Raw genomic sequence first — 17,516 nt, 5'->3', positions numbered from 1 at the left:
CCACACAAAATATACAGATACCTCAACCCTAACGAGGGGAAGAGATGTTCATTGACGCTAGCCAGGGACCGGGATAATTCAAAAATTAAAACCCTCTTACTCTGTCAAAAATTGCCGCACATGTGCTGTTACCGCTTTACCCTTGGCTGAGTATCTTTTGCGATTGCCCGATCAGAGCACCAAAAACCCCAACAACAACCATCAGCTCAATAATAGCGAGGCCTGCCTCCACAAAATATTTACTGTTGTTTCTTTTTTAAAAACAAAGACATCTAAATCCACCGAGAACTCACCTCATCCAATCAGTAACACCGACCCTGCAATGCATCAGACGCAAAAAATTGACAACAAATGATGCGTCAGCTATGGCACGCAAGTATTAAAATTCAGAATCAAAAAGCACTGTTGCATAAGCATTCTTTCCACCTAAATCGTCCATGACGCAGAAGCTCCTGCCGAACTGGTTCCCACGCCGCACAATCCTCCAGACGAAGCATCAGAACCCTGTCTTAGTCCTATTGGGCGAGGATTGAAATTGGTAGATCGAGGCCAACTATTCGCGCACAAAGCCTTATCAAAAAGCAGTAGTTGTAGCGGATGTTTTCTGCGCTTTTCAGCTGACCTGTGGATACGCGGGTCTCTTGGTGTTCGCCGTATTTCTCTAATGCGAACCCAACAGAAGTGAAGATGATTTGGAAACCTTGGGCTTGAGCGTATCGGGCTTCGAGCGTCCAACGCTCGGCGATACGCATGGCTTCCTTGAGGTCTCTGGTTGTTGTGGAACGACGGATCCTGCCTTCGCCTTCTTCCCACAGGAAAAACTGCCAAACCAGGTCTCCCACTGGCTTTCGTGAGTAGAGGCTCCCACTACCAACGACCTGAGTTGCGTTGTATTCATCAGCCACTCAGTTCCACATGTGGAGCGATTGTGTGAAGTCAATCAAAGTGGTTCCACGCCGCAGCTGTGCATCCTGACGTCTTCTGGCTTCTCCAAATCCCCAATCAGAGCCTGGTGTTCTACCAGTGCAAGTTCCTCCAAGCGGGGCACGATCACCGAGCGCTCCCAACGCTGTTCACACATCACCCAGTAGAGACCAAAATGGCGCGCCTCACTCAACAACAAGCTTCCATACAGGTCCTTTAAATCGTCCTCCGGGCTGTGCTCCGCCAACAACGCCATTCGTTCATGGCTGCGGGCTTCGATCAAACCTGCCACCAAAAACGAATCCAGCATCCGCAGCGGCTCCTCTTTGCGAATGTGCTTGGCTAGAAAGCCGCCATATCCCGGGGATGGCAAGGGCTCGAGATAGCGCCCTCGCGCCTGCAACAAGGCAAGCACCTGTTCAAAATGCTCAAGCTCCTCACGCGCCAAAGGACTCAACACTTCCCCCAAGCCTGGTTCGCAGAGATAACGAAACATCAGCTGCACCGCAGAACCCGCTGCTTTGCGCTCGCAATGCGCATGATCAATCAAGACCTCCATCGGTCTCGAAATCGCTTGCTGCACCCAAGACGCACTGGTAGGTGCCGCCAACCAACGAATGCTGGCCACAGAGGTTGAAGCCATCACCCCTCCGCTCCGCTCACAACGTTTCGCAGGTGGCGGACCAAACCATCCAAGGCCAAGTCGTAACTGACGGGGCCAAAACCACAAATCACGCCAACGGCATGGTCGGCCAGAAATGAACGATGCCGAAATGGTTCACGGGCATTGGTGTTGCTCAAGTGCAGCTCCACATAGGGGATGGCGACCCCCAGCAGGGCATCACGGATTGCAATCGAGGTATGGGTGTAAGCCCCTGCATTGATGAGGATGCCATCCACCTTCCCCATCGCCTGATGAATCCTGTCCACCAGGGCACCTTCAAAATTGCTCTGGAAGCACTCCAGCACTAAGCCATCAGCGCTGGCCCGTTCACTGAGTGCCGTCTCGATCTGATCCAGGGTTTGGCGACCGTAGAGGCCTGGTTCCCTCTGGCCCAGCAGATTGAGGTTGGGGCCGTTGAGCAGCAACAGGTGCATGGCCCGACTCTTAAACATTGGTTGATCGTATCGACAGCCTTGCTGGTAATGTCTGGGGGTGTGGTTCGGGTCGGTGCCCGAGTGGTTAATGGGGGTGGACTGTAAATCCACTGGCTCTGCCTACGTTGGTTCAAATCCAACCCGGCCCATCCACCACACGCCCTTGTAGCTCAGCGGTAGAGCACTCCCTTGGTAAGGGAGAGGTCTCGAGTTCAAGTCTCGACAAGGGCTTCAATCTCACACCTTGATTGGTAGCAGGCCCTTCACAAGACAGGGTTGTGATTCAGTTGCATGCATGGCTGAACCACCAAAACTGAACCAACCAGGTCTTATTAACAGCAAACCCTGCACGCGAGGGGAACGCCAAACAGCGTGTTGTCTTCAGAAACAGATCAGGTTGCATTTCCTTTTATCCTGCCAATCATCCGCTTTAGCGAAGTCATAAAAAAGACAAAGCAAGCATGAAAACAAACGGAAAAAGAGCTTCCCTTGCATTCACTCAATTGATATCGATGGCGGCAAGGGATAACAATTAAGCCGATTCATGGTCCCAAAAGTGCATGATTTCCATGCATTACCTCCCACAACCTGGGCGAGCCCCATAATTAAGAAACGTTCTATCGATTGGCAACGAGGCTTCTTTCGACGGCTTTTTCTACCAGACACCAGGATCATGGTTAGCCAAGATTTACTTTCTAGTTTTGATGGAATGATATGGCTTCAGTCCGGGAAGAAGGTAGGCACACTCTTTCAGCAACACCAAACAACCATCAGTCGGAATCAAAAAAAATGTGCTCAGGTCTTCGGCATTAAACTCAAGAAAGCAAGCAGTATTTGGCAGCCCCAAGGCGATTCTCTCTTGCTTCAGCTAGAGCGAACAGTTCATCAAGAGGCTCGCTTACAAGGAAAATCAAGCTTGAGACTTGATGCCAATCGATGGCTTGACAGTGCCCTTTTCAATCCACCACCACCTGGCTGGCTTATCTCCTCAGCTAAAAACACCACCAGTCCCCACAGCCTGGAGTGCCTACAACAACGCATTATCGATGTTTACCTATGCCCAATTACCGACCTTCCAATAGAGAATCAAGTCCTGAAAAACATTGAAATCAAATCCAAGAAGATTGGTGTTGTCGTGCTTCAAGAACATGCCAACCAAGAAAGAATCTTAGGTCTCATCAACACGCTTAAGCAGGCTTAACCAGCAGAGCGAGTCCAGAAGGTAAAACTCATCCAAGAGCTTTAAACAGGACCGCTGATTGAGGACCAAGTGCATGGCGCCCACCCTGGTAGGTGCCAATCAACGCGCCATCAGTCTTCCAGCCCACTTGCTGAACATCGTGAGCCTCCAGGAGCAAAGCCTTCCGTCGAGAGCGGTTCACAACCAGTACCACCCCAGGCGCACGGCCTATGAGGCCATCACTGGCGTGAGCCTGCCAGAAAAGCCCACGCTCACTCAACGCCTCAACCTGTTGGCGAATCTTGGTTAACGCCTTGATCATCGTGCACAAATCATGGGGCCAAGGCTCTTCCCACGGCATCGCCTCGCGACAGGCCGGTTCGGAACCACCCTCCAGGCCCACTTCCGTTCCGTAGTACAGGCAAGGGGCCCCGGGCTGAAGCATCAACATCAGCAACGCCAGAGACAGCGCAGCCACATCTCCTTTCAGGCTGTGCAAGGCCCGGGGCACATCGTGACTATCCAAAAGATTGAGCTGGCACCGATTCACCTCCGGCTCGTACCATCCCTGCGTCTCAGACCAGATCTCAAGCAATGCCTCCGTATCGAGGGGGCGCAACGGGTACATCGGATTGTGATAACGACGCCGCAGGCGAGAGCCAGCCACCCAGCAGAGGCTGCTCCAGCCCAAGCGGTAATTCATCACCCCATCGAAATGCTCCCCTTGCAGCCAGGGCCGGGCATCGCCCCAAATCTCACCCACGATCCAGGCCTCCGGGTTCACCGCCTTCACCATGCGCCGAAAGTCCATCCAAAACTGTGCTGGCACCTCATCGGGAACGTCCAAACGCCAACCGTCGATTCCCCGTTCAAGCCAGTACTTCCCAACAGCTAATAGGTGCTCCTTGACGGGGGCATGGTCGTGGTTGAACTTCGGTAGCGCTGGATCATTCCACCAGCAGCTGTAGCCACAGGCCTGGCCCCTGCGCGGATAGGGCCGCAGCGGCCACTGATGCACATGGAACCACTGGCGATAGGGGGAGCGGTCACCGTTTTCCAGCAAATGATGAAACGCCCAAAAGCCTCGCCCGCAATGGTTGAACACCCCATCCAAGATCAGGCGCATGCCTCGTTGATGCACCGCAGCAATCAGGGCATCAAGGGCCTGATTACCTCCCAGGAGAGGATCCACCTCGAGATAGTTGTAGGTGTGATAGCGATGGTTGGCCGCCGAACTAAACACCGGCGTGAGATACAAGCAGGTCACTCCCAACCCTTGAAGGTGGTCGAGAGCCTCGATCACGCCATACAGATCTCCCCCCTGAAACCCATGTTCTAAGGGCTCTGTACCCCAGGGCTGCAACGACAAACCCTGCTGGGCTTCCACCCGGCCGCTGCGGCGAAAACGGTCAGGAAACACTTGATACACCACCGCCTCAGCAACCCAAGCGGGGAACTGGCCAATGCGTGGGGTCTCCGCCATTCCTTTGCAGGCCTCTGATCCCATCGCTAGCAAGTAGGAAAAGAGATGGCTATGGCAGAACCGCCCCTCCTGCTCGCACTAGATCAAGGCACCAGCAGCTCACGCGCTGCTTTATTCGATACGGATGGCCGCCCAGTCGCTAGCGCTTCCGCCCCTCTTGAAATTCACTATCCCGCCGATGGCTGGGTGGAACAAAGTCCCTTGGCGATTTGGGAAAGCCAGCGCCTGGCGATGAGCCGCCTTGAGCAGGCGATCACTCCAGAGCAGCGCAAAGCCGTGATCAGCTGCGGAATTACCAATCAGCGCGAAACCACCACGCTCTGGAAACGGAGCGATGGCAGCCCCTGCGGCCCAGCCCTGGTTTGGCAGGACGGTCGCACCGCCGATCTCTGTGCGCAATGGAAGGCAAGCGGCCTTGAAACGAGCTGGAGAGCCCAAACCGGCCTGATGCTGGACCCCTATTTCAGCGCGAGCAAAATTCGCTGGCTTCTCGACCATGAGTCCGCCGCAAGCAGAGCCGCGGCCCAGGGTGATCTCTGCTTTGGAACGGTGGACAGCTGGCTCCTATGGCAGCTCAGTGGCGGAACAGTCCATGCCACAGACATGAGCAATGCCAGCCGCACCCTGCTGATGGATCTGAAACAGCGGCAATGGATCGATGATGCTTGCGCTGAAATTGGCTTACCCAAGCAGGCCCTCCCAGATCTCAGGCCCTGCCGTGGAGATTTCGGAGTAATTCAAGCAGGCTTGCCCTTCTCTGGCGTGCCCATTCAAGCCCTGCTTGGCGACCAACAGGCCGCCACCCTGGGGCAACTCTGCCTGCAACCAGGCGAAGGCAAATGCACCTATGGCACCGGGGCCTTTCTCGTCGTGAACACCGGTGCAACCATCCGCCATTCCGACGCTGGCCTACTCAGCACCCTGGGCTGGACCGATGAGCACGGGACACCCACCTATTGCTTAGAGGGAAGCCTGTTCAATGCGGGCACGGTGGTGCAATGGCTGCGCGACGGCCTTGGCATCATTCGCAGTGCCGAGGAGGTCAATCCCCTGGCGCAAGAGGTGGAGAACGCCGCCGGGGTGATGCTTGTTCCAGCCTTCACCGGATGGGGCACACCCCACTGGGACCCCACTGCCCGTGGTCTCTTGATCGGGCTCACCCGCGACACCCGCCGAGGCCATATCGCCCGAGCCGCCCTGGAGGGAATCGCCCTCTCCGTTGCCAGTCTTGTGGAGTTGGCAGAGCAAGCCATGGAGCAAAGCCTCGGGGAGCTTGCTGTGGATGGAGGAGCAGCTGCTTCCGATCTGCTCTTGCAAGCCCAAGCCGACAGCACTGGTTTAAACGTGCGCCGCCCAGTTCACCTGGAAAGCACCGCTCGTGGGGTGGCCCTGTTAGCTGGCTTACAAGCCGGCGCGATTGCAGACCTCAAGGACTTGGTACCGAATCGCAGCCAAGACTCCAGGGTGTTTAAGCCCTTACAAACCCTGGAGCAGCGCCAATGCTGGCTCCAGCGTTGGAACGATGCTGTGACTAGGAGCCTGCACTGGAATGGCTGATCAACGTTTTGACCTCGTCGTCATCGGCGGCGGGGCCAGTGGATGCAGCGTGGCCTATGAAGCGGTCCGCCGCGGCCTGCGGGTTGCACTGCTCGAGGGCCATGACCTCGGCAGTGGCACGAGCTGCCGCAGCACCAAGCTCCTGCATGGAGGTGTTCGTTATCTCGAACTTGCCTTCAAAACAGCCGACCTCGCCCAATTGCGCTTGGTGCGAGAAGCCTTACTCGAGAGAGGCCACTGGCTGGATCAAGCCCCATTTTTAGCCCAACGCCTTGAACTGGCGCTGCCCAGCGACTGTCGCCTCGGCCAGGCCTACTACCGCATCGGCCTTGGGCTTTATGACGCCTTATCCGGTCGGGCTGGGATCGGAAGCAGTCGTTTGCTCTCGTCCAAGCAACTCAAACAGGCCCTACCTCTGCTGCGTCCCGATGTTCGACGCGGAGTGGCCTATAGCGATGGCCAATTCGATGATGCTCGCCTGAATGTGCTGCTGGCTCTCACGGCTGAACGAGCCGGTGCTGTGCTGCGGACCCGCACCAAGGTTCGCGAGCTGGAACGCAACAGCCAAGGTCAGGTCTGTGCTGCCATCAGCGAAAACCACAAGGGAGAACAAGAGCGCTGGGAAGCCAGGGCCATTGTGAATGCCACAGGCATCCATGCAGATGCCATCCGCCGGATGGCCGCCCCCAACTGCTCCATGCGCATGCTCACCAGCAGAGGGGTGCATCTGGTGTTGCGAGACAACCTCTGCCCTGAGGGACTCGGCTTGCTGTTGCCATCCACCGATGACGGACGCGTTTTATTCATGTTGCCGTTCTTTGGTCGCACCCTGGTTGGCACCACAGACACGCCCTGCACCCAAGCGAGCGCAGCAGCTCCATCCGAAGACGAGCAAAACTATTTGCTCGATTACGTGAAGCGCTGGTTCCCCGATCTGGGCCAACCCGATGTAGGGAGCTGTTGGGCTGGCGGACGACCGCTGCTCAAGCCAGCCGGTGCCGAAGTGAACAGCAGCAGGGTCGTGCGGGAGCACGAGGTTGAAAGGCTCAACAGCGGCCTCATCAGCGTGATGGGGGGGAAATGGACCACCTGCAGACCGATGGCGATCGACACCCTCAAGGCGGTGGAAGAGCAATTCGGGAGCCCCCTTCCAGATCCCGCTGCGCTGCCGCTGATCGGCACAGATCAAGACCCCAAACGCACTCCCACACTGCTGCAGGAGCAAGTCAGCGCCCTGGAGCGTCTGCTGCCCGAGACCTCTCTTCGTGATCAGCAAAGGGCCCACCTGCAAGCCAGTTTCGGCTTGGAAGCAGCTGCACTCGTGGCCAGCTGGAATGAAAGTGATCGCGAGCCGTTGAGTGATGTGATCCCTGTGTGCCGCGGTGAATTTCGCCATGCCATCAGCGCTGAACACGCCTGCACGGCAACGGATGTCCTCGCCCGTCGCTGCCGTTTGGCCATGGTGGATCAAGACGAAGCCGAGCGCCTGCTCCCGCAGGTTCAAGCCCTTCTTGAAGAGGCGGGCGTGGACGCTCCTTACACGCCGCCGGAGCTCAACTTGTCCTGCTGAGCTTCAACCTCCTCGCTGCTGTTGTCGGTTTCCTCCACCTCACCAATCAACCACCAACTGAACCCGTGCGCAGCGAGGTAAACAAACCATTCAGCATCGGCAGGCGGGTAGTCACATCCCCACAGCACCTCACGGGTGCGTTCACCAGACCATCGGCTCAAATCCAGGCGAAAGGATGCCCCAGCGGCGGAGAGGTTGGCCGCCACCAGCACCGTCATCGTGGCGTTCGCGCGCACGTACACGATCACGCCGGGATGGGCGCAATCCAACAGCTCAAAATCGCCATTGCGCAGAGCTGGAAGCAGCTTGCGGCAGGTGAGCATGCGCCGATGCCAATTCAGAAGCGATCCAGGGAGCTGCTTCTGAACTTCAACATTCACAACCCGATAGTCGTAGCCGGGAGCCGTGATGGGCGGCAACACCAACAGTGGATCTGGAGCCGTTGAAAATCCACCATTCCGTCCAGGCGTCCAGGCCATCGGTGTACGGTTCGGATCGCGGTCGCGCAAGCCCGGCCAATCCCCCATCCCCAGCTCATCGCCGTAGTAGAGGCATGGGAGACCTGGAAGGCTATACAGCAGAGCATGCATCACCCGATTGGAACCGGGATCACCATTGAGCAAAGGCGCAAGACGCCGATTGATGCCCCAGTTCAGCCAATGGCCCTGTCCCTGGTGCAATCCGGCTCGGATCGTTTGAATCACCTCTTCTGGAACCAGATGGCCATCCCCCAGCCAAAGTTCATCGTGATTGCGTAACGGCAAGGCCCAGCGACAACCACCAACCGCGTTCTGAGCCGCCTGCAAACACTCGCGCAAGGCCTCCACCGTGCCACTAGCGATCGAGGCGAACAGGTGAGCCGTTAGGGCGAAGTTAAACGCTCCATGCAGTTCGTCATCGGCGAGGTAAGGCGCAGCCTCCTCCACCGGTTGAATCGCTTCAGCAAGAAGCAAGACATCCTTGCCATGGCGATCCACCCGAGCCCGCAAGCGCTTAAGGAATTCGTGGGTTTCAGGCAACCCTTCACAGCGAGATCCCTCGGCTTCACAGAGAAATGGAACCGCATCGAGACGGAAGCCATCCACGCCTCGTTCAATCCAAAAGTCCACCACATCGAGCATCTCCTCCTGCACGACGGGGCTGTCGTAATTGAGGTCGGGTTGATGGCGCAAAAAGCGATGGAGGTAGTACTGCTGCGCCACCTCGTCCCATTCCCAGTTCGAAGACTCGAAGTGACGAAACAGCACTGGTGCATCGGCATAGCGCTTGGGGTCATCACTCCACACGTATACATCCCGTTCAGGGCTCCCTTCTGGGGCCCAACGGGCACGCTGGAACCAAGGATGGAGGGTGCTGGTGTGATTCAGCACTAGGTCCATGATCACCTTGATGCCGTGGGAATGGGCAGCGATCAAGACCCGATGAAAGGCCGCTAGATCCCCCAGTTCTGGATGGATGGATTTGAAGTCGGTGATGTCGTATCCACCGTCCTGCAGGGGAGATGGATAAATCGGGGTGAGCCAGATCGCTTCCACACCCAACCAACGGAGATAGGGCAGGCGATTAGCCAGACCCTGCAGGTCGCCGATCCCATCACCATTGCCATCGGCATAGCTGCGCACGATCAGCTGATAGATGACGGCACCGTTCCACCACGGCTGCTGCTGAGTCATCACGCCGGCACCATTCCATCTCGTACTAACCCTGATCGGCCGCGACGTCACCCCCTCTTTCTTGATCCAGCGATCAGGACTGCGAGCATGACCTCAGATCCCATGGCTTGTGATGGTCAGCTCCAGCAATAACGAGGCCTTTCAAGCTGCTGATTTAAAGACCCTGCGCTCTCCAGTCGTCTCGGGGCAGACCCGACCAGAAGCTTGGCGACGACAGCAATTAAAACGGTTAAGCGACCTGCTTCATCGACATGAAGCAGACATCCTTCACGCCCTGCGTGTCGACCTGGCAAAGCCAGCGCTCGAGGGCATGTTTGAAATCGTGGCGTTGCTTCAAGAATTAAAAGTCACGCGGCGGCGCCTTAAGGCTTGGATGCGAGCTCGCCGCATCGCCGTGCCGATCGCACAACGGCCAGGGCGCGCCCAACTCATCCGAGAACCCCTGGGCTGTGTGCTCGTGATCGGCCCCTGGAACTACCCCTTCATGCTCACGCTCCAGCCCCTGATCAGTGCCCTTGCGGCGGGAAACACCGTTGTTTTGAAACCTTCAGAACATGCTCCTGCCTCCGCAGCCCTGATCACGCGCCTCATCACGGAGGCATTCCCCAGTGATGTCGTGAGGGTGGTGAATGGAGATGGATCCAGCGCAGCCGCTCTCGTAGACCTTGGGTTTGACCACATTTTCTTTACCGGTGGCGGAGGGATAGGAGCCAAGGTGCTGGCCGGCGCCGCCCGTCATCTCACCCCCGTCACGCTGGAGCTTGGGGGTAAAAATCCTGCTGTTGTGCTCGAGAGTGCAGACCTGACCGTCACAGCACGCCGCTTGATTTGGGGCAAAGGGGTGAATGCTGGACAAACCTGCCTCGCCCCTGATCACCTCCTGGTTCAGACCAGCATCAGGGAACACCTTTTGAATGCCTTGAAAGAGGAGCGCCGCAATCTGTATGGAGAGGATCCACTCGCTTGCGCTGATCTCGGCTGTTTAATCCATGATCGCCATTTTCAATATCTCGAAGGGCTGATCACAACAGCACGAGACGAGGGGCGAATCCTGTTTGGGGGCGAATGCGACCGACAACGCCGCAAGATCGCACCCACCCTGATTGAGGTTCACAGCGATCAGGATCCCTTAATGACAGCGGAAATCTTCGGCCCGTTATTGCCGATATTGACGGTGGAGTCCTTGGATGGCGCCATCACACGCATCCAACAGCAAGACAAACCCTTAGCGATCTATCTCTTTGGCGGTGATCACAACGACCAAAACGAGGTTCTGCAGCGCACCAGTTCAGGTGGGGTTTGCTTCAACGACGTGCTGTTGCAAAAAGGTGTTCCGGAATTGCCATTCGGTGGAGTGGGACCCAGTGGGATGGGCAGCTATCAAGCAGAAGCCGGCTTTCGAACCTTCTCTCACGAACGTTCGGTGCTGAGCCGGCCCTGGTTTCTTGACCTTCGTCTCCGCTACCCGCCTTACACCTTGAATCCTGCGTTATTTCGCCGTTTTGTGAGCTAAACAACGCTGAACAGCAGTCGAAATCACTCAATACCAATGAATCCGCGCGAGGGACTGGCGAGTTGGGCTAGACACCTTATCTTTCGCCCAGCACAGAAAGAAGCATGCGAAGCATTGTTGCCGCCGCCCTAACCCTGTCGGCATTGATGCCCCTCCAAGCGGGCGCGGCATCAATCACTGTCAAACCAGGAGACACCATCTCAGGTCTTGCTGAACGCTATGGCGTATCGGTTGGAAGCTTGATGAGAGCGAATGGAATTCGCAATTCAAACCATGTGGAAGTTGGGCAAACGTTGCGTTTGCCCAGCGGTGCCAGGGGCGTTGTCAGCGCTGGCCAAGGCCGTCACACCGTGAAAGGCGGAGACACCCTCGGTGGCATTGCGGCTCGATATCGCGTCAGTGAAAGAGATCTGATCGCCATCAACAGCCTTCAAAGCGCTGATCATGTTGAGGTAGGACAAACGCTGAAGCTGCCCACATCGGCCGTGCTTCCCAAACCCAAGCCCGTGGCAAAAGCCAAGCCGACGCCGATTCAAGCCAATCCAAACGCCACATCCCACACCGTGGCCCGAGGCCAAACCCTCACCCAGATCGCGCGTGCCTATGAGGTTCCGGTTGCTTCGCTGATTGATCTCAACACCATCAATGACCCCAACAAGGTGACGATTGGAACCAAGTTGATGCTTCGGGATACCCGTCGCCCCGAAATCACAGAATCGGTCAGCACAGCAGTGCCAACCAGCACCACGCCAGCAACAAAACCAGTTCTCACGGCAACAGCCAGCGCACCATCCAAGACGGTTCAAGCCAAACCCATTCAGCCCAAAACGGCGACAACGAAGACGACGCCCAAAAAAGCGACTCCGAGCAAGACCACTACCACCCCATCAGTGGAGGCCAAACCAGCGTCATGGCGAACCTACGGCCCGCTTCAAGTGGACTGGAGCAACTGGCAATCCATGGGCGGCAGCATGGTGGCGCCAACCTTGAACAGCGCAGGCAAGCCCCTTTACGTGGCCGTGAACTGTTCCGCTCGCAAAATTAATGTCACCAGTTCTGATGGTGGATGGAAGAGCTGGATTGCTCCGCAAACCAATTTCGAGAAGGACTTGGTGAAGGATCGCTGTAACAAAACCGTTTAAGCCAGCCGATGCCTTGCCAAGGCCTCGATCAAGCTGCGTAATGCAGGGGCCAAGGGTCATGCAGGAATTGTCGGCCGCTATCCCTTAACGACAAGCGTTGGGCACCGTCGTTGCTCTCGCGAATGAGCTCCTCTTGTACGAGCCTGCGCGCAAGCCAACCCCAACGCTCTTCGCTGCCATCAAGCTCCCGCAATCGCTCAGTCAGGCTGCGGAAGTCTGCTCCCTGCCCGGCATCGATCACCTCCAACAAGTCTTGGGCGCGATCTGACCAATCCTTGAGCCTCACATCAGCCAGGCAACGATCACAGCGGCCGCAAGGAGTCGTGAGCTCGCCCACTGAAAGCAGCAGAGCCTGCTCTCGGCAAATCTCTCCCTCAGCGACGGCCTCCATCCGCCTCAATTGCTGCTGAGAAAACTCCACGCGCCAAACATCGTCGGAAGACGCCTTGCCTTCAGAAGAACGGCGCAACGTGGACTGCATCGCCCAGCCCAAGCTGGTTCGGTCTCCAGGGGAAAAGAGCACAAGACAATGAGCCGGTCTTCCATCACGTCCAGCGCGACCTGACTCCTGGAGGTAACCCTCTGGTGTCGCAGGCAAATCCAAGTGCAACACCAACCCCACGTCCGGGCGGTCAACACCCATCCCAAACGCCACGGTGGCCACCAAAACAGGCGCATCAGCCCCTAGGAAATGCCTTAAAGCCTCATCACGGCGCTCCGCCTCCAGCCCGGCGTGATAAGTGATCGCAGGAATGCCCTGGGCTTGTAGCCGTTCGGCCCAGAGCTCCACCGAACGACGGGTTCTGGCATAGATCAAACTGGCACCCCGTGACTGCTGCAGGGCCTCCAAGACATCAGGGAGCGGATCGCTCGGACGGCGCCGCATGGTGTAGCGAAGGTTGGTGCGTTGCGCCGACGACACTTGAATCAGCGGTTTGCATAACCCAAGCAACCGGAGAATGTCAGCCCGCACCCTTGGGGCTGCGGTTGCACTCAATGCAACGAGCGGAACACCAGGGCACAGGGCGCGAAGCTGACCAAGGCGCCTGTAGTCGGGCCGAAAATCATGGCCCCAAGCGCTGATGCAATGGGCCTCATCCACGGCCAAAGCCACCAACTGCCCTTGCCTCGCATGCACAGAGAGCATGTCTCTTGCCGCCTCACCTTGAAGGCGCTCTGGGGCGAGATAGAGAAGCCGCAAGTTACCAGCCGATAACTGCGTCTGAATCAAACGTCGTTGTTCAGGTTGAATCCCGCGATGCAGACAGGCAGCAGCAATGCCTCGCCGCTGCAGTTGCAAAACCTGATCATCCATCAGGGCAACGAGCGGAGAAATCACCACCACCAACCCCTGCCGCACCAAGGCAGGAAGCTGAAAACAAAGTGATTTTCCACCTCCAGTTGGGAGCACTGCTAAACAGTCGCGACCGCTCAGCAGCGCTTCGATAACTGGACGTTGTCCTGAACGAAAGGAGTCCCAGCCGTAATGCCTGTGGAGAGCCTCAAGGAGTGAATCCAACTCTCCCTCTCACTCCACAGCTAGTGCCTTCACTTTAACGAACACCAGATCTAGAGGGTTATCGGAGGCTCCAGTTGATCAGGAGCCTCCTCAACGAGTTGGAGTCTCACCCTCTTGCCACCAGCAAGTTCGCCCAGGGAGACCCGCATCGTGGCACCACTCAACGTCTGTAGCGCTGTCAAAACATCGCGTAAATAGGGGGTGCTACTTCCGCTTTCCACCCATAGCCGTTCGTGCAGACCGCCTAACCGTCTCCAAGAGGTGTGCAGCTTAAGGACCGCAGACTCCAGCGCCTGAGCCTGTCCAACAGCATCGGCAAGCAAACCCAGAGCATCGAGACGTTGTGCCTCCTGCATCGCTTTCTCAAGGTCAAGTTCACCCTGCTGAAAGGCACGCACAGCAACACCTGATTCCGTGGCCTTCGTGATCCATCGCGCCGTATGGGTCACGTCCTTGATCCGGTCAAGTTCCGGCTCATCGCGAAGCACCTTGCGGAAGTCTTCCTGCTGAAGTTCTGGAAGCTTTGATAATTCGCGCACCAGAGGAGCCACAACCTTGGATGGCAACAAATTCTCTTGCGCCCTTTGACGAATTTCATCCGGAAGCAAGGGACTGGTTGCGGAGGTGAAATCGTCGGTGAGCCTGCGGACCTGCTTGCGAGTGATCTCCTGCCCTTCGTTCGCGGCTTCAGCAATCATCACTTGCACTTCAGGAGCTGCCAGAGCGGTCTCAAGAAAAGCGCGTTTTGAAAACTGGTTCACACTCGATGGCTCAAGCAAGCCCTCACCAACCAAACCTTGCTCTGATTCAGCCAGTTGGATCAATCCATACGCCCGGGTCTTACTGATTTCACGTTCACGAAGCCACTGCAAAAAGCCAGCACCACGTCCTTCCCCACCGCGTTTTTCGCGGTCCCGCACCGATTTCAGGATGCGACCACGCCAAATTTCGGTCTGCAAGTCAAATTTGTCGCACACGTCCCAGGCCTGCTCGAGACGCGCAAGGAATTCCATCGTGCTGATGTCATCCCGTTCAGGGTCTGGGAGATCGAGATTGAACGCGGGTGCTTCGGAACTCAGGCTCGTCAAAGGCGGTGACAGAGGGTGTGGTGATGGATGCTGCCATGCCGATGCGGCGAACTGGGCAACAGGTCGAACGACATTCTGTGACGCTCACTCCATCTTGAGGCCACTCAGCGATACGCTCAGATTGCATCAACGTTTCTGCACAGCGATGGCAATTTCCCGCGGTGACAAGGTGCGCATTAAGCGCCCTGAGTCCTATTGGTACAACGATGTCGGCACGGTGGCTTCCATCGACACCTCAGGCATTCGTTACCCGGTGGTCGTTCGCTTCGAAAAGGTGAATTACAACGGGATTTCAGGATCAGAAGGCGGAATCAACACGAATAATTTCGCTCAAGCGGAACTCGAGCCGGCCTGAGGCCGTTGCCCGAACTCCCCGAAGTTGAGACGGTTCGTCGTGGCTTAGCGAATCGTCTCAATCAATTCGTCGTCAGCGATCTTGAAGTCTGCCGGGACAGGACGATTGCAAGTCCTGGTGGACCAGAGTGCTTTGAGTCCGGACTCGTCAATTGCCGCATTGGTCATTGGACGAGAAGAGGAAAGTATCTTTACGCGGAGCTTCATAGGCCTGGATCAACCGATGCCGATGCCGCTGAACAAAGCGCCGGTTATTGGGGTGTTCATTTACGAATGACAGGCCAATTTCATTGGATTGAGGACGACACTCCACCCTGCAAACACACTCGTGTGCGGTTTTGGAATGCTAAGGGCCAAGAATTACGCTTCGTTGACCTAAGAAGTTTTGCAGAAATGTGGTGGGTCCCACCCGATACCGCAGTTGATTCCATCATCACGGGCTTAAAAAAGTTAGGCCCTGAACCCTTTAGCCAAGACTTCAAAACGCAGTACTTGCAAGAGCGATTTAAAGGATCCACACGCTCAATCAAAGCGGCATTACTGGATCAATCGATCGTGGCAGGCACCGGCAACATCTATGCCGATGAAAGTTTGTTTGCTGCAGGGATTCGCCCTCAAACTCCAGCAGGCCAACTCAATCGCAAACAATTAGACAAACTCAGGGAATGCTTGATCGAGATTTTAGACCTAAGTATTGGGGCAGGGGGTACCACCTTTAGTGACTTCAGAGATCTCGAAGGAGTGAATGGCAATTACGGAGGACAAGCAGCGGTCTATAGACGCACCGGGCAACCATGTCCAAAATGTGGGAAAGCAATCGAACGAATCAAGCTGGCAGGACGCAGCACCCACTGGTGCTCCAGCTGCCAAACGTGATAACAAAGTCGCCACACGGAGACGGCGCGAGGGAAAAGCAATCCATCCCAATGGCAGGAATCACTAGGCGAAACTAGTAGCTCAAGAAAGCAGCAAAACAAACACCAGAGGAATGATGCCAGATAAATAACAATAAACAAAGTTTCACCCAAGGCAATCTTGCTCATCACCAAAGAGACTCTTATCATGATAAAAATAACTCTAAAATGCTTTCTCTCAAACATAAAATAAACTCGTTAGCAATAGCACCGGTCCCAAATCTGTTAGCTGGCCTGGTGATGGCATTGGTACTTATTCCGGAAGCAATTGGCTTCGCTGGAGTGGCTGGGTTTCCTCCAGAGCTCGGCCTCTATGGCGCGATCTTTTTAACGATCACAATCGCCTTCACAGGAAGTCGAGTCGCGATGATCACCTCAGCATCAGGATCAACTGCCGTACTGATGACAGGGCTTGCCGCTCAAGGGAATAACTTTTCAGACAACAAAGGAATCATTCTTGTGCTAACAGCAAGCATGCTTGCGGGGGGTCTCCAGATCATCTGGAGCCTGTGCAACATTTCGGCTTTAATGAAGTACATCCCAAAACCTGTTGTCAGTGGATTCGTTAACGCACTGGCATTACTCATTTTGCAAGCAGAATTACCACAACTTGGCTTTGAGCAACTTCTAGGACTTGAAAAACATCAGGAAGCATACCTACCAACAGCGAACGAGCTACCAACCGTATGGATATTGACGACAATAGGACTACTAATCATCTATTCATTTCCTAACATCACGAAAAAAATACCCTCTCAACTTATCTCCATTGCTGTCGTGACCATACTTGCATGGACGATGCAATTAGATGTGCCAAGAGTCAGCAACCTGGGGAGCCTGCCGCAGGGAATCCACTTACCGGAAATGCCATTCCTCATCAATGGAGCCCAGAACATTGCTGGCCTTGATCTTCTATGGACAACAGTGCCAATTGCAATTGCAATTTCGCTCGTAGGCCTGTTAGAAACCTTTCTCACGGTCGATTACATCGATACACTCACAGAAACAACGGCGGATAAAAAATCGGAAGGCATCGGGCAAGGAATCGCAAATATCATTACATCATTGTTTGGCGGAATGGCTGGATGTGCACTCGTAGGCGAATCGGTTATGAACGTAAAGAACGGGGCGAAATCAAGACTTTCAACCTTATCGACGGGACTATTTATACTTAGCATTTTAATTTTCGCAAGATCAATTCTTGGATTAATCCCCTTAGCCGCAGTCGCCGCAGTCATGATTTCGATCGCAGTTGCAACTGCAGACTCTGACAGTTTGAGGATGATAGGGAGATTACCTAAGATCGACACTCTTCTAATGATCGCTACATTTTTAGCGACGATGCTGACTCATCCACACAACCTTGCCGTGGGCGTGATTGTAGGTGTCAGCACATCTCAGCTCTACGGATTCATTAGAAGAAAAACCAATCAGCGATCAGAGAGCAGCGATTAAAAACAATGGCCTGACTTAAAGGAAGGAGAAGGTATTGAGGCAATTG

At 55.6% G+C, this 17,516-nt stretch carries 15 protein-coding genes and 2 tRNA genes; 10 read left to right on the top strand and 7 right to left on the bottom strand.

Going from position 1 to position 17,516, the window contains the following annotated elements:
• Positions 1-515 precede the first annotated feature (515 nt).
• The 3 genes from SIC18_RS05665 to aroQ are packed head-to-tail and all read right to left on the bottom strand — an operon-like array spanning position 516 to position 2,022.
• Positions 516-905, bottom strand: a complete 390-nt coding sequence (locus SIC18_RS05665; protein WP_413430344.1) for a hypothetical protein — start codon at positions 903-905, stop codon at positions 516-518.
• Between the two features lie 35 nt (positions 906-940).
• Positions 941-1,567 carry a tRNA-(ms[2]io[6]A)-hydroxylase gene (locus SIC18_RS05660; RefSeq protein ID WP_048345860.1) on the bottom strand — a complete coding sequence of 209 codons (627 nt, stop codon included), beginning with the start codon at positions 1,565-1,567 and terminating at the stop codon, positions 941-943.
• On the bottom strand, positions 1,567-2,022 hold the full coding sequence (aroQ, locus tag SIC18_RS05655; RefSeq protein ID WP_413430515.1) for a type II 3-dehydroquinate dehydratase: 456 nt from the start codon (positions 2,020-2,022) through the stop codon (positions 1,567-1,569). Before aroQ ends, SIC18_RS05660 begins: the two co-directional genes overlap by 1 nt.
• A 67-nt stretch (positions 2,023-2,089) precedes the next feature.
• Here aroQ and SIC18_RS05650 point away from each other — a divergent pair.
• The 3 genes from SIC18_RS05650 to SIC18_RS05640 all read left to right on the top strand — a co-directional run bounded on the left by SIC18_RS05650 (position 2,090) and on the right by SIC18_RS05640 (position 3,223).
• A tRNA-Tyr gene (locus SIC18_RS05650) sits at positions 2,090-2,171 on the top strand.
• 10 nt (positions 2,172-2,181) lie between these two features.
• Positions 2,182-2,253 (top strand) — tRNA-Thr (locus SIC18_RS05645).
• Between the two features lie 442 nt (positions 2,254-2,695).
• Positions 2,696-3,223: a hypothetical protein gene (locus tag SIC18_RS05640; RefSeq protein ID WP_413430343.1), complete on the top strand. Its 528-nt coding sequence runs from the start codon at positions 2,696-2,698 to the stop codon at positions 3,221-3,223.
• A gap of 28 nt (positions 3,224-3,251) precedes the next feature.
• Here SIC18_RS05640 and SIC18_RS05635 read toward each other — a convergent pair whose 3' ends face one another.
• Positions 3,252-4,709 (bottom strand): glycoside hydrolase family 13 protein, encoded by a 1,458-nt coding sequence (locus SIC18_RS05635; RefSeq protein WP_413430342.1) that lies wholly within the window; start codon positions 4,707-4,709, stop codon positions 3,252-3,254.
• Positions 4,710-4,730: 21 nt separating this feature from the next.
• Here SIC18_RS05635 and SIC18_RS05630 point away from each other — a divergent pair, with 21 nt between their 5' ends.
• On the top strand, positions 4,731-6,242 hold the full coding sequence (locus SIC18_RS05630; RefSeq protein WP_413430341.1) for an FGGY family carbohydrate kinase: 1,512 nt from the start codon (positions 4,731-4,733) through the stop codon (positions 6,240-6,242).
• Positions 6,235-7,812: an FAD-dependent oxidoreductase gene (locus SIC18_RS05625; protein WP_413430340.1), complete on the top strand. Its 1,578-nt coding sequence runs from the start codon at positions 6,235-6,237 to the stop codon at positions 7,810-7,812. Before SIC18_RS05630 ends, SIC18_RS05625 begins: the two co-directional genes overlap by 8 nt.
• On the opposite strand, the gene SIC18_RS05620 is transcribed toward SIC18_RS05625, so the two are convergent.
• On the bottom strand, positions 7,779-9,485 hold the full coding sequence (locus tag SIC18_RS05620) for an alpha-amylase family protein (RefSeq protein WP_048345856.1): 1,707 nt from the start codon (positions 9,483-9,485) through the stop codon (positions 7,779-7,781). The genes SIC18_RS05625 and SIC18_RS05620 overlap by 34 nt on opposite strands.
• Positions 9,486-9,597: 112 nt before the next feature.
• On the opposite strand from SIC18_RS05620, the gene SIC18_RS05615 reads away from it, so the two are divergent.
• On the top strand, positions 9,598-10,998 hold the full coding sequence (locus SIC18_RS05615) for an aldehyde dehydrogenase family protein (RefSeq protein ID WP_413430339.1): 1,401 nt from the start codon (positions 9,598-9,600) through the stop codon (positions 10,996-10,998).
• 104 nt (positions 10,999-11,102) lie between these two features.
• Positions 11,103-12,140 carry a LysM peptidoglycan-binding domain-containing protein gene (locus SIC18_RS05610; RefSeq protein WP_413430338.1) on the top strand — a complete coding sequence of 346 codons (1,038 nt, stop codon included), beginning with the start codon at positions 11,103-11,105 and terminating at the stop codon, positions 12,138-12,140.
• 28 nt (positions 12,141-12,168) lie between these two features.
• Here SIC18_RS05610 and SIC18_RS05605 read toward each other — a convergent pair whose 3' ends face one another.
• Together SIC18_RS05605 and SIC18_RS05600 are read right to left on the bottom strand one after the other, a co-directional pair.
• Positions 12,169-13,659, bottom strand: coding sequence for a RecQ family ATP-dependent DNA helicase (locus tag SIC18_RS05605; RefSeq protein ID WP_413430337.1), 1,491 nt, complete (start codon positions 13,657-13,659; stop codon positions 12,169-12,171).
• A gap of 50 nt (positions 13,660-13,709) precedes the next feature.
• A complete protein-coding gene (locus SIC18_RS05600; RefSeq protein ID WP_245407387.1) occupies positions 13,710-14,672 on the bottom strand; it encodes a hypothetical protein in 963 nt (320 codons plus the stop codon).
• 220 nt (positions 14,673-14,892) lie between these two features.
• On the opposite strand from SIC18_RS05600, the gene SIC18_RS05595 reads away from it, so the two are divergent.
• The 3 genes from SIC18_RS05595 to SIC18_RS05585 all read left to right on the top strand — a co-directional run bounded on the left by SIC18_RS05595 (position 14,893) and on the right by SIC18_RS05585 (position 17,470).
• Entirely contained in the window at positions 14,893-15,102 is a 210-nt protein-coding gene (locus SIC18_RS05595; protein WP_006854760.1) for a photosystem I reaction center subunit IV, read from the top strand.
• Between the two features lie 5 nt (positions 15,103-15,107).
• Positions 15,108-15,977, top strand: a complete 870-nt coding sequence (locus SIC18_RS05590) for a DNA-formamidopyrimidine glycosylase (RefSeq protein WP_048345851.1) — start codon at positions 15,108-15,110, stop codon at positions 15,975-15,977.
• A 278-nt stretch (positions 15,978-16,255) separates the two neighbouring features.
• Positions 16,256-17,470 carry a SulP family inorganic anion transporter gene (locus SIC18_RS05585; protein WP_413430336.1) on the top strand — a complete coding sequence of 405 codons (1,215 nt, stop codon included), beginning with the start codon at positions 16,256-16,258 and terminating at the stop codon, positions 17,468-17,470.
• Positions 17,471-17,516 lie beyond the last annotated feature (46 nt).

Origin of the sequence: Synechococcus sp. Cu2B8-bc1011 (genome assembly GCF_047302735.1) — a bacterium.
Classification (GTDB): Bacteria; Cyanobacteriota; Cyanobacteriia; order PCC-6307; family Cyanobiaceae; genus Synechococcus_C.
The sequence above is the reverse complement of the archived record's forward strand: the minus strand, read 5'-3'. Positions and strand labels throughout refer to the sequence as shown.